The sequence below is a fragment of the Microvirga vignae genome (assembly GCF_001017175.1).
GTDB lineage: Bacteria > Pseudomonadota > Alphaproteobacteria > Rhizobiales > Beijerinckiaceae > Microvirga > Microvirga vignae.
In genome coordinates this window covers 1-11372 of record NZ_LCYG01000030.1, presented here as the reverse complement: position 1 = coordinate 11372, position 11372 = coordinate 1, and the positions used below count along the sequence as shown (strand labels likewise).

Genomic DNA, 11372 nt, shown 5'->3' with positions numbered 1-11372 from the left:
GCGTTTTTACACAACCAGGGTCAGTCTCCGACGATCCCGTGCCCTTCACCATGGTCTGCTTACGCCGCGTCAGCAGACCAACACGTTACGTCCGAGAAGTGCCACAAGCGGTCCTTCCGGCCTGCGTCCGCAGCCACGGATGTTCGCAAGCATTTCTATGCAGGGAGTGCTCTGCTCCAACCTCGGTTACCTAGTGCATTCGGCCAGCAGGACGAAAACAGCCGCTGGTTTCCGCCTAAGCCTTCTTGTCTTTGTCCGGAGGGTCAATCCAGTGCTCGCCGAAGCCGACGGGACCGATCTGGACGGCTCTGAAGGCTTTCAGCTACTCACGAAGCCAGTTCCTAAGCTTGCTGGCTGCTTCAGGCGAGGTAGGTTCTTTTCCCATCACTAGTCCTCGATGACGCCGGCAGCACACCCGTCATATGGGAAGGGCGGAGCAGCTTTCATTCAGGCTACGTCGGATTGCTTGCCGTCGAGCGCGACCTTGAAGTCGGCCTGGGTCCTGGCCTTGATCTCCTCGAGCGTGATGCTCTCGGCGAGCTCGATCAGGGTCATGCCGGCGCCGCCCTTCTTGTCGATGGTAAACACGCCCAGATCCGTGATCACCATGTCGACCACGCCGGTGCCGGTGAGCGGCAGGGTGCAGGCGTGCAGGAGCTTCGGCTCCTCCGACCCGTCCTTGCCCTTGGCCACGTGCTCCATGACCACGACGACGCGCTTGACGCCCGCCACGAGGTCCATGGCGCCGCCCATGCCCTTCACCATCTTGCCCGGGATCATCCAGTTGGCGAGGTCGCCGTTCTTGGCCACCTGCATGGCGCCCAGGATCGACAGGTCGATATGGCCGCCGCGGATCATGCCGAAGGAGTCCGCGCTGGAGAAGTAGCTCGTGGTCGGCAATTCGGTGATGGTCTGCTTGCCGGCGTTGATAAGGTCCGCATCCTCCTCGCCCTCGAAGGGGAACGGGCCCATGCCCAACATGCCGTTCTCCGACTGCAGCTGCACGCGCATGCCCTTCGGGATGAAGTTCGACACCAGCGTCGGAATGCCGATGCCGAGATTGACGTAGTAGCCGTCGCGCAGCTCCTTGGCCGCGCGGGCGGCCATCTGTTCACGGGTCCAGGCCATTAGACTTCCTCCCCTGCGCCCGCCGGAACCGCAGCCTCGCTGCGCTTGCGGGTGGTTCGTTGCTCGATGTGTTTGACAGGCTGCGACACATGCACCAGGCGCTTCACGAAGATGCCGGGCGTGTGGATGCAGTCGGGGTCGATCTCGCCCGCCGGCACCAGGTGCTCGACCTCGGCGATGGTGAGCCGCGAGGCGGTGGCCATCATCGGGTTGAAGTTCCGGGCGGTCTTCCGGTAGACGAGATTGCCCTCGGTGTCGCCCTTGTAGGCATGGACGATCGAGATGTCGGCGAACAGCCCCGTCTCCATCACGTACTTCTCGCCGTTGAACTCGCGCACCTCCTTGCCCTCCGCGATGAGGGTGCCGACGCCGGTCTTGGTATAGAAGGCCGGGATGCCCGCGCCGCCGGCGCGGATGCGCTCGGCGAGCGTGCCCTGAGGGTTGAACTCAAGCTCGAGCTCGCCCGAGAGGTACTGCTGGGCGAAGAGCTTGTTCTCACCCACGTAGGACGAGATCATCTTGCGGATCTGGCGGGTCTCCAGCAGTCGGCCGAGGCCGACACCGTCCACGCCGGCATTGTTGGAGATGAAGGTCAGGTCCTTCGCCCCCGAATCACGGATCGCCTCGATGAGCGTTTCCGGAATGCCGCACAGGCCGAACCCTCCGGCCATGATGGTCATCCCATCCTTCACCAGACCAGCCAGCGCGGAGCGCGCATCGCTGTAAACCTTATCCATTGCCTCACCTTTCTTTCGCGTTCCGTCTCACGCAAGCTCGTCTCCGAGCACGTCTTTGGCCCAGCGGAACGCCGCATTGGCGGCCGGCACTCCGGCATAGATTGCGCTCTGCAGCAGCAGGGACTGCAGTTCGCCCACCGTCACCCCATTCCTCAGGGCTGGGCGGACATGAAGCTTGAACTCCTCCTCCCGGTGCAGCGCGACCATCATGGCCAGCGTCACCAGCGAACGGGTCTTCCACGGCAGGCGCGGGTCGCCCCAGACTTCACCCCAGGCCGTGCGGGTGATGAAGTCCTGCCAGGGTTGGGCAAAGGCTCCGGCCTTCGCAAGCGAGCGCTCCACGTGCTCCTCGCCCAACACACTCTTGCGGTTCAGGAGCCCCGTCTCAAAGGGCACCGTGCTCTGGGCCTTGTCAGCGCCTGCATCCCGGTGGCTATCGAGGAACGACATCAGGTAGGCGGCTGTTCTTTCGGCCTGCTCGACGGCAAGCAAGTGCGCGGCGCGCGGAAGGACGATCAACTCGGCGCCAGAGACCTTGGATCGGATCTCCTCCGCCATGGCGACCGGGGTAGCCGGATCATCCGCTCCCGCGATTACGAGGGTTGGAGCCGAGATCCGGTGAATGATTGGTCGGAGATCCATGCGGCCGATGGCGTTGCAGCACAGGGCATAGCCCACCGGGTCGGTGCCGACGAAGGCTTCGCGCACGGGAGTGATGCGCTCCGGTGCCTGGGCAGGGTAATCAGGCGTGAACCAGCGGCCCATGGTGGCCTCGACGATCGCGCCAGTTCCCTGAGCCCGCACTAAGGAGGCCCGCTCGTCCCACGATTCCTGGCTTGGCATATAGGCCGAAGTCGCCATCAGGGTGAGGCTGATCACCCGATCCGGATAGCGGCTTGCCAGCGCCTGCCCCGTCATGCCGCCAAGAGACAGACCGACCACATGTGCCCGTGCAATCCCAAGGCTGTCGAGAAGCCCGATGAGATCATCAGCCAGATCATCGATTGTAACCGGGGCGTCGAGGACCTGTGAGCGGCCGTGTCCGCGCGTGTCGTATCGCAGAACGCGATAGCGTCCCCACAAAGCTGGAAGGATGGTATCCCACATAGCCATCGTGGTGCCGAGGGAGTTCGAGAAGGTGACAACCGGTGCGCCGGTGGGCCCGCTGATCTCGTAGAAGAGTTCAATACCGTTGGCTTGGATCAGAGGCACTGGATCACCGCTTGCGTGAGAGACTGTTTCGGATAGGGGCGGCTTCGGCAAGAGCGCGGTCGACCCACAGGCCCGAGGCCTGGATCGCGGGCGTCAGATCGAAGGCTTCCTCAATGCTGATCGGAGCCAGCCGAGCCAGAACGGTCTTCTGCAGGCTCTCCCCCGTCTGGCGCACCTCCGCGGCGGCACGCTCCACGGGTTTATGGGCCTCCTCGCGCCCAAGCTGAGGAGCCAGCCGGGTTGCGGCTGCATCGGCGAAAAGGAGTCCCCGGATGAGATCCAGATTGGCCCGCATTTGGTTGGAATGGATTACCAGTCCCTCGGCCAGCGGGCGGGCCTCGTGAAGCGCGCCTGAGGCCGACCCAAACAGCGACGGCAATGCATGCCACTCGCCGTGCCATCCACCGGCGGACCGTTCGTGCGCCGCCGCCATGGCGTCAAGAAGCGTGACGAGGTGCCCCTTGGCCGCGGTCTGGGAAGCCATGATCACCGTTGACGAGACCGGATTGCGCTTGTGCGGCATGGCCGAGGAGCCGCCCCGACCCGGCACATACGGCTCTGCCACTTCCCCGACCTCAGTTGAAGCAAGATGGCCGATATCGACAGCCATCATAGCCAGGGTGCCAATGAGCGTCGCGAGCCACGTGCCGGTCTCAGCCATGCGCGCCCGAAGCGTATGCCAGGTGCCGGGAGCTGTCTCCAACCCGAGCTCGTGCGCCACGGCATCCACCACAGCTGGGCCTTTATCGCCAAGCCCGGCCAGCGTGCCGACCGGCCCTCCGAGGGAGGCTACCAGCACACGCTTGCGTAACCAGGGCAGTTGTCCTGCCATCTCGTATAGACCCGTGAGCCAGACGGCAACCTTGAACCCGAAGGTGATGGGCGCCGCGTGCTGGCCATAGCTGCGTCCGGCACAAACAGTGTCCCGGCGCTCGGCGGCCAAGCGGGAGAGCCCATCAAGAATAACGGCGAGATCGGCCTCGATCACGTCAAAGGCGTCCCGCATCTGAAGCACCAGAGCCGTATCGACCACATCCTGCGTCGTGGCTCCCTTGTGGAACGACGCCTCCAGCGCCGGTGGGAGCCTGGCCTGAACCGCCTTGACGAACGGGATGGCCGGCACACCGGCCAGGGCGGTTCCGCAGCCCAACGCCTCAAGATCAATGGCTTCGGGCGAGATGGCTTCGATCGCGGGCGCGAGCCCATCCGGCACCAAGCCCAGGCTGGTTTGCGCCCGGGCGAGCGCAGCTTCCATGCGCAGCATGGCCCCAAGCCGCGCCTGGTCCGAGAAGACTGTGCGCATGGCTTCGGTCGCGAACAGCGGGCCGGTGATCGAGGAGTCGAGGGCCGCGAAGGTCATTGGCGTCAGGCGGCCTGCACGTCTGCGGCAGGCTTCAGCCCCAGGATCGCGCGGGCTTCCTCGAATGTGGCCACGCGCCGGCCGTGGCGGCGAACGGCCTCGGCCGCCAGCCCCACCAGCTCGGCATTGGAGGCGGCCAGCCGATCCTTGGTGACCCGGATGTTGTCCTCCAGCCCGGTGCGCACCGCGTCGGCTCCACGGGCCAGCGCCCATTCCATCACCTGCGCCTGATGACGCCCAATCCCTGCTGCCGTCCAGGTGCAGGCCGGAAACAGGTGCTTGGCTTCGTTGAGTAGGATGTCGAGCAGCCGCTCCTCGGCTGGCAGGGCATTCTGTACCCCCATGACAAACTGGATGTGCGGGCGCTCGTCCAGCAGCCCCTTATTGGCCAGACGCCGCGCCCCGTGCAGGTGGGAGAGATCGAAGATCTCGATCTCCGGCCTGATGCCGAACTCCTTCATTTTGCCGGCCATTTCCTCCACCAGTGTGGTGTGGTTCTCGTACACGATGGTCGGGAAGTTCACCGACCCCGTGGAGAGCGAGGCCATGTCGGGGCGCAGATACAGCGAACTACTGCGCAGGGCCGGGTCGCGCCCACGCCCGCCGGTGGAGAACTGCACGATTATACCGGGACAGTGCCGGCGCACCCCCTCCTGTACCTGCCGGAACCGCTCCGGGTCCGACGAGGAACTCTCGTCGTTGTTGCGAACGTGGATGTGCACGAGCGTGGCGCCCGCCTCGTAGGCATCGCGAGTGCTTTCCACCTGCTCCGGGGGCAGGATCGGCACCGCCGGATTATCCTTCTTGCGCGGCACCGAGCCCGTGATGGCAACAGTGATAACGACGGGGTTCATGGGAACTATCCTCTAATGATGCTCAGATGTCGAAGAACACGGTCTCGCGATCACCCTGCAGGCGGATGTCGAAGACGTATACGACCTCCCCTCGCCGCTCCTCGCGCCGCGCGATCAGCGTTTCCCTGCGCTCGCGGGGCTCAATGATGTTAAGCACCGGATCCTGGGCGTTCGCCTCGGCCTCGTCGGAGAAGTACAGCCGCGTGCTGAGCCCGATGTTGATGCCGCGTGCCGCGAGCCAGATGTTCACATGCGGAGCCATGGGCCGATGCCCCTTGCGGCCAATGACGGAGCCCGGCTTGACGGTCTCGAACGTGTAGAGACCCGTCTCGAAGTCGGTGCCGGTCCGTCCCCAACCCCGGAACGAGGGGTCGATCGGCTTGTCCTCCTGCCGGTCGGCAGGATGATTATAGCGGCCGGCGGCGTTCGCCTGCCAGATCTCGACGAGGATGTCGCGGGCGGGCGCTCCTGAACCATCCAGGATCCTCCCTTCAATGCGAATCCGCTCGCCGACCGTGTCAGGGCCGACCAGAACATTGCTGAAGTTTTTCGCGAAGATGTCGAAGCCGGCCTGATGCGGGATCAAGCCGATATGAACATAGGGACCCGCTGTCTGGGACGGGCTTTCCTTGAGGTGCGGGAGCGACGGGATCATAGCTCTAATTCCCCTGCAGCTTGTTCTCGAACAGCGTGGAGCGGCGGCCCCGCAGGACGATGTTGAACCGATAGGTCAGACAGTCGAGAGGCACCGCCGCATCCAGATCAAGCGGCGCGATCAGGCGCTTGACCGCTTCCGGATCCGGAATGGTTCTGGCGATCACATCGTGGCGCAGCAGCGGATCGCCTTCAAAGTACATCTGGGTGATCAGGCGCTGGGCGAAGCCCGACCCGAAGATCGAGAAATGGATGTGGGCAGGCCGCCAACTGTTGACATGATTGCGGAACGGATAGGCCCCCGGCTTGATCGTCCGGAACGCATAATACCCGTCTGCATTGGTCAGGGTGCGGCCGCAGCCACCGAAATTGGGATCGATCGGGGCTAGGTAACGGTCATTGACATGGCGGTAGCGCCCACCGGCATTGGCCTGCCAGAACTCGACCAAGGTGTTGGGAACGCCCCGTCCGTTCTCATCGAGCACATGCCCATGCACGATGATGCGTTCGCCGATGGGCTCGCCGTCCTTGGCGTAGTTCAGGATGAGATCATTATCGAGCGGGCCGATCTCGTCGGGGCTGAAAACAGGGCCGGTGACCTCGGAGAGGGAATTCTGCAAGGACCAGAGGGGGATCCGGGGCGAGCGCAAGGCACTCGTCTTGTAATTCGGAGTGAACGCGGGTGGATGGATGCTGCGGTCGCGCTGGATGAACTCGCTGTCAAGTCCCAGCGGGTCTTCTGGGGTGATCCCTCTTACATCTGACCGGATCCGTTCGACAGACATGGGGTGCTCCATTTCTCAAAGTTGCGGCATGGCCTGGTGGGGCGCGAGGCGTGTCTGAGCGGCAAGGCGGATCGGAGCATTGACGGCTCCAAAGCTTCGGTAACCGCGACGCTGTGGCCTTCGTTCACTGGCGAGAAAGCACCATGTGGTGTCCGACGTTAGTCTCCAGCGTGCCAGCGGCGAAGGTCGTCTCTTGGAGGCTGGCGTCCGTTGCCGGCACGAAGGTCGAGCCGATCGAAGCTGAAAGCCAAATCGAACGTGGCCCAGATGGCGTCCTCGGCCCGTCTGCACCAAGGGAGCAGCGTCGCACGGACGGTGGGCTCGGCAGCCTCAAGGCTTGCTCGGGACGTCCCCTCGACGAGAAGCACGTACGCCTCGCGATCAACACTCGGCAGCGACGGTGCATTCTGGACCGGAAAGTCGCTACGCTGGTCTGCCTTGCCGAGGTGAATGGACGTGATCCCTGCCGTCTCCGGCAGGTCCTTGAGTGACGCAAGCGCGGACTCCTCGAGCTTCGCACCATCCTTCGGAACAGTGAACCTCATGGTTGCCAAGGCACCGCCGATCCCCACACCGGATGTCAGAAGTGTCGCGCAAGGCCATCTGAGAAAATTGCGGAACGAAGGGCGCATGGCACTCGACCATGCCGTTGGGTGGCCGACCACCTCGGCGTAGTCCGGGCCGCCGAGTGCGGCCAGGCTCTCCAGTTCGTACAGCGTGAAGTACTGGTTCAGGGAGCGTTCGGCCGCACGGTAGCGCCGGCCGGACAGGAAGCCGGGAATCCCGACCCGCTCCGGAACATGCTCAAAGGTGTGCCAGCATTCGTATTCGGCCTCGCGGGCCGGATCGAAGTCGTTCCACAGCGCCAGAAAGGCTGATCCTCGGAGCGGCATGGTTCCCTCGCTTAGGCCTGCGGCAGCACGACGACCTTGGAGGCCGACTTATTGCGGGCAAGTTCGAACCCGGCCAAAGCCTCTGACAGCGGCACGCGATGGGAGATCATCTCACGCACCTGCTCGGCATGTTGTGCCAGATAGGCCACAACGCGCGACCAGGTGGCGATGGGCGCGCGGTAGGATCCCCGGATCTGCTGATGCTCGCGAACCAGTTGCGTCAGGTTCACGCTCGCGGGCTTGGGATGAATGCCGCAGATGACGAGAACGCCCCGCTTGCGCAGCACCTCCAGGCTCGGCTGCACCACGGCTGGCACGCCGGTCGCCTCGATCACGACATCGAACTTCCCGGCCTCAAGATAGGGGGCCAGTGCGTCCGCAAGAGTGCGGCCAAACGTGTCCACTGTGTTCTCGAACCCGAGGCGGTTCAGGGTCTCAAGCCGTGGGCCATCGTTGTGACCCGCGACGACGACCTCGGAGGCTCCTGCGGCCTTTGCGAAGAGGGCGATCCCCTGCCCGATTGTCCCTGGACCGAGAACCAGCACGCGATCGCCGTCCCGCACCTCTCCCGTATCCACGGCTTCTGCGCTGACCGTCATCGGCTCGGTCAGGGCCGCGATCGCCGGATCAAGTCCGGCCGGAACCGGCACGCAGTTCCCCGCCGGGACACAGACCAGCGGCGCGAAGCCACCGTTGCGCATGACCCCGATCCCACGCCTGTTGGTGCAGGCGTCGGTGTCGCCCGCCTTGCATGCCGGACAGCGCCCGCAAACGACCGACGGCCTGATCGTGACGAGGGAGCCCTTCTCGACCGCACCGACATCCGACCCCACCTCGACGATGGTTCCTGCGAACTCATGCCCAAGGGTAACCGGCATGGCTGGGGCCATGAACTCGTAGCCGGGCGTCCATTCGGCGATGTGCACGTCCGTGCCACAGATGCCCGTGGCGTCGACGCGGATCAGGACCTCGCCGGATCCTGGCCGCGCAGGTGGGGGAACCTCCCGCACCTCTAGGCCAGGAGCCGCATGAACCTTCTGGAGCGCTTGCATGATGAACATCTCCGGTGGTGTTGCGGATTACTCCGGCTTGACGTTCGCGGCCTTGACGACCCGCGCCCAGACCTCGGCGTCCTTCTTCATGAAGCTCGCGAGTTCCTCCGGTGTCCCACCACCCGGCTCAGCGCCGACCTTGGCGAGTTGGCTCCGCAGGTTTTCGTCGGCCAGGGCAGTGTTAACTGTCTTGTTGAGGGTCGCGATGACCTCGGCCGGCGTGCCTTTCGGTGCAAGTAACGCCACCCAGGCGCTGATGTCGTAGTCGGCATAGCCCTGCTCGGCGACCGTTGGAACGTCCGGCAGCAGGGTCGTGCGCTGTCGTGTCGTGACGGCCAGCGGCTTCAGGGTCTTGCCCTCGATCTGTCCTGACGCGGACGCCAACGTGCTGAACGTCACCGACAGACGCCCGCCGATGACATCGGTGAGTGACGGGGCTTCCCCACGATACGGGACATGCTGCATCTTGGCGCCGGACTGGATGGCGAAGAGCTCTCCGGCAAGATGGGCCACGGTCCCGGTTCCCCCCGAGCCGAAGGTCAGCGGCTCGCTCTGCGAACGGCCGAGGCTTTCGAGCTCCTTCATGGTGTTTGCGGGAAACGTGTTCGCCGCGACCACGACGAACGGAAGCTTCGCCAGCATCGCTACCGGGGCGAAGTCCTTTTCCCAGTCGTAGGGCATCTTCTCACGAAGGGCGGGGTTGATCACCAGCGTTGTCGGAGCGGCAAGAAGCGTATAGCCGTCGCCCGATGCTCTTGCGACGCCCTGCGTCCCGACGATGGTACCCCCACCCCCTCGGTTCTCGATGACGAAGCGCTGACCGAGAACGGCGCTCATCTTCTCGGTCACCAGGCGGGTGGCGACATCGACACCGCCTCCAGCGGCAAACGGCACCACCACCTGCATGGTTCGTGCGGGATAGGTTTGCGCCTCCACCTGGGGTGTGCTGAGCGCGAATATGGACAGCGCGGCGGCAATCACGGCGCGGCGGAACGGACCAGTGGAATGTTGGTTCATGGCGACCTCCCTATTGAGCCTGTGCCTCTCGGCAACTGGCGCCCTACAGGAGGTCAGAACGTCCGCACCGGCAACCGACCTTTGATCAAGCACCTATAGCCTCGGGCTATACTCTCGCCGGTGTTTGCATGCCGATACCATCCGGCTCGCGGGGCTGGCTGCCGCAGAATGCGATCAATTCGTCCCGGAGCGCGGCAGCCAGAAGCTGCATGAACCGGCTCTGGACCCGCTCGACGTTCCGATGAAGATAAACCTGGAACAGGCCATCGAACGCGGTCGGCAGGACCGTGACGCTTGACCGGTCCACCGATGCCGCGCTGAACTCGTCGACAACCGCGATGCCGACGCCGGCCTCAGCCAAGCCAATGGCCGTCTCGGCAAACCGCACGACGTGGGTCTTGCGGGGCGTGACTGACCCGGTGCTCAGGAAGCGGCTCAGCATCTGGCCATGAACCGACTGGGGTTCGAACACGATTAGGGTGGCGCCGTCCAGGTCTTCCGGCCGCAGCCGCTCCGCACCGGACGGGAGACTACCCGGCGGCACGAGCGCGACCATGCGGCCGGTACCGACCAAGGTACTCTGGACGATCCCGTGGGTGATCGGAAATAGCGTGACAGCTCCTTCGCCCGGCCCGGAAACCAGGTAATCCAGGACTTGGGCCACTGAGAGAACGTCGAAATGGATCGAGAGCCCGGGTCGTTTGCGAACCAACGCGCCGATGGCACGGGGAACGAGAACCCGCCCGAGGCTCGGCGATGCCCCGAAGCGAAAGAGGCCCTCGTCGCTGCGGGCGATCCGAGCGGCTCGATCAATCGCTGTCTCCAACTGTTCGAAGGCGCGGTCGACTTCCTCTAGGATGCGCCGGGCTTCGGCCGATGGAATGAGCCTGCCACCAGCGCGGTCGAAAAGCTGGATTCGCAGCAGATCCTCGATGCGCCGGATTGTCTTGGTCACGGTGGGCTGGGCAATCTTGAGCTCGCTGGCCGCCCCAACAAGTGTCTGCGCCCGCATCACGGCGCGGAAAACCTCGATCTGACGAAGTGTTAACATTGAAGGCTGGCCATCCCTCTATCTTGCCTGGCTATTGTAGCAGCGACTGGATGGCCCGCCAGCCTGGCCGCGGCAGCTCGTCCTCGACCTCGTTTGTGGAGAGGGATGAAGGGGGCAGCGCTGATCATCTTGGTAGCCTACAACGCGCCACAACGACGCTCAGGTCATCGTAAGAATCTCAAGCCGTCCCGCGCTCCGGAAGGGCCGCTTCGGGTCAAAGAGTAACGAACAGCAAATGAAATGAAGGTCGGCTTACCGCCTCATGAGCTGACCAAAGCGTTTCTTTCGAGAAGTCCCCATTAGCGGCTCTTCGCCAGGGCATTCCCTGTTAGGTGAGGAAAGCTCCGAGCACGATCTCGCCTTTCATTTGGCCATCGCCGATGCCGCGCGGAATCCGCTCTTCCGTCGCGTCTTGCAGTTCGTCACGAAGCCGCTGCTGGCCTCGTTTCAGGAAATGCGGGTCAAGGACCACGGCGCAGCGAAGCGCATCGAGAAGCGTCGCGCGGATCATGACCGTATCCTTAAACGCATCAAGGCGCGGGATGCTGCCGGCGCGGGGGTAGCCATGCGACAGCACATCGATGAGGCCTGTGACCACTACGCGGCCCTAGGTCGTGTGGACGGATTTG

Annotated in this window: 12 protein-coding genes; 1 reads left to right on the top strand and 11 read right to left on the bottom strand. The window is 64.1% G+C overall.

Going from position 1 to position 11372, the window contains the following annotated elements:
• Nucleotides 1-447 precede the first annotated feature (447 nt).
• The 11 genes from AA309_RS12320 to AA309_RS12270 all read right to left on the bottom strand — a co-directional run bounded on the left by AA309_RS12320 (nucleotide 448) and on the right by AA309_RS12270 (nucleotide 10743).
• Entirely contained in the window at nucleotides 448-1128 is a 681-nt protein-coding gene (locus AA309_RS12320; protein WP_047189326.1) for a 3-oxoacid CoA-transferase subunit B, read from the bottom strand.
• Entirely contained in the window at nucleotides 1128-1865 is a 738-nt protein-coding gene (locus tag AA309_RS12315; protein ID WP_047189325.1) for a CoA transferase subunit A, read from the bottom strand. The genes AA309_RS12320 and AA309_RS12315 overlap by 1 nt, the downstream gene beginning before the upstream one ends.
• A 27-nt stretch (nucleotides 1866-1892) precedes the next feature.
• Complete coding sequence (gene pcaDC / locus AA309_RS12310; protein WP_047189324.1) at nucleotides 1893-3077, bottom strand: bifunctional 3-oxoadipate enol-lactonase/4-carboxymuconolactone decarboxylase PcaDC; 1185 nt, start codon at nucleotides 3075-3077, stop codon at nucleotides 1893-1895.
• 4 nt (nucleotides 3078-3081) lie between these two features.
• Nucleotides 3082-4437: a class-II fumarase/aspartase family protein gene (locus tag AA309_RS12305; protein ID WP_047189323.1), complete on the bottom strand. Its 1356-nt coding sequence runs from the start codon at nucleotides 4435-4437 to the stop codon at nucleotides 3082-3084.
• Nucleotides 4438-4442: 5 nt separating this feature from the next.
• The gene (locus AA309_RS12300) at nucleotides 4443-5291 is read right to left on the bottom strand and encodes a 3-oxoadipate:acetyl-CoA acetyltransferase (protein ID WP_047189322.1); all 849 of its coding nucleotides are present in this window, start codon (nucleotides 5289-5291) and stop codon (nucleotides 4443-4445) included.
• A 22-nt stretch (nucleotides 5292-5313) separates the two neighbouring features.
• The gene (gene pcaG / locus AA309_RS12295) at nucleotides 5314-5946 is read right to left on the bottom strand and encodes a protocatechuate 3,4-dioxygenase subunit alpha (RefSeq protein WP_047189321.1); all 633 of its coding nucleotides are present in this window, start codon (nucleotides 5944-5946) and stop codon (nucleotides 5314-5316) included.
• Between the two features lie 4 nt (nucleotides 5947-5950).
• Nucleotides 5951-6730 (bottom strand): protocatechuate 3,4-dioxygenase subunit beta, encoded by a 780-nt coding sequence (gene pcaH, locus AA309_RS12290; protein ID WP_047189320.1) that lies wholly within the window; start codon nucleotides 6728-6730, stop codon nucleotides 5951-5953.
• Between the two features lie 158 nt (nucleotides 6731-6888).
• Complete coding sequence (locus tag AA309_RS31935) at nucleotides 6889-7623, bottom strand: DUF4286 family protein (protein WP_052954661.1); 735 nt, start codon at nucleotides 7621-7623, stop codon at nucleotides 6889-6891.
• Nucleotides 7624-7634: 11 nt separating this feature from the next.
• Entirely contained in the window at nucleotides 7635-8675 is a 1041-nt protein-coding gene (locus AA309_RS12280; RefSeq protein ID WP_052954662.1) for a zinc-dependent alcohol dehydrogenase, read from the bottom strand.
• 27 nt (nucleotides 8676-8702) lie between these two features.
• The gene (locus AA309_RS12275; protein WP_047189318.1) at nucleotides 8703-9692 is read right to left on the bottom strand and encodes a Bug family tripartite tricarboxylate transporter substrate binding protein; all 990 of its coding nucleotides are present in this window, start codon (nucleotides 9690-9692) and stop codon (nucleotides 8703-8705) included.
• Between the two features lie 106 nt (nucleotides 9693-9798).
• Entirely contained in the window at nucleotides 9799-10743 is a 945-nt protein-coding gene (locus AA309_RS12270) for a LysR family transcriptional regulator (RefSeq protein ID WP_047189317.1), read from the bottom strand.
• 367 nt (nucleotides 10744-11110) lie between these two features.
• Here AA309_RS12270 and AA309_RS37650 point away from each other — a divergent pair.
• The coding region (locus tag AA309_RS37650; protein WP_160310449.1) for an FCD domain-containing protein at nucleotides 11111-11372 on the top strand (262 nt) is incomplete at its 3' end.

What these genes read in the sequence shown, in the direction of transcription:
- AA309_RS12280 (WP_052954662.1), bottom strand. Translation starts at nt 8,675, where the DNA reads ATGCAAGCGCTCCAGAAGGTTCATGCGGCTCCTGGCCTAGAGGTGCGG.
- AA309_RS12320 (WP_047189326.1), bottom strand. Translation starts at nt 1,128, where the DNA reads ATGGCCTGGACCCGTGAACAGATGGCCGCCCGCGCGGCCAAGGAGCTG.
- AA309_RS31935 (WP_052954661.1), bottom strand. Translation starts at nt 7,623, where the DNA reads ATGCCGCTCCGAGGATCAGCCTTTCTGGCGCTGTGGAACGACTTCGAT.
- AA309_RS12270 (WP_047189317.1), bottom strand. Translation starts at nt 10,743, where the DNA reads ATGTTAACACTTCGTCAGATCGAGGTTTTCCGCGCCGTGATGCGGGCG.
- AA309_RS12275 (WP_047189318.1), bottom strand. Translation starts at nt 9,692, where the DNA reads ATGAACCAACATTCCACTGGTCCGTTCCGCCGCGCCGTGATTGCCGCC.
- AA309_RS12305 (WP_047189323.1), bottom strand. Translation starts at nt 4,437, where the DNA reads ATGACCTTCGCGGCCCTCGACTCCTCGATCACCGGCCCGCTGTTCGCG.
- pcaG (WP_047189321.1), bottom strand. Translation starts at nt 5,946, where the DNA reads ATGATCCCGTCGCTCCCGCACCTCAAGGAAAGCCCGTCCCAGACAGCG.
- AA309_RS12300 (WP_047189322.1), bottom strand. Translation starts at nt 5,291, where the DNA reads ATGAACCCCGTCGTTATCACTGTTGCCATCACGGGCTCGGTGCCGCGC.
- pcaH (WP_047189320.1), bottom strand. Translation starts at nt 6,730, where the DNA reads ATGTCTGTCGAACGGATCCGGTCAGATGTAAGAGGGATCACCCCAGAA.
- AA309_RS12315 (WP_047189325.1), bottom strand. Translation starts at nt 1,865, where the DNA reads ATGGATAAGGTTTACAGCGATGCGCGCTCCGCGCTGGCTGGTCTGGTG.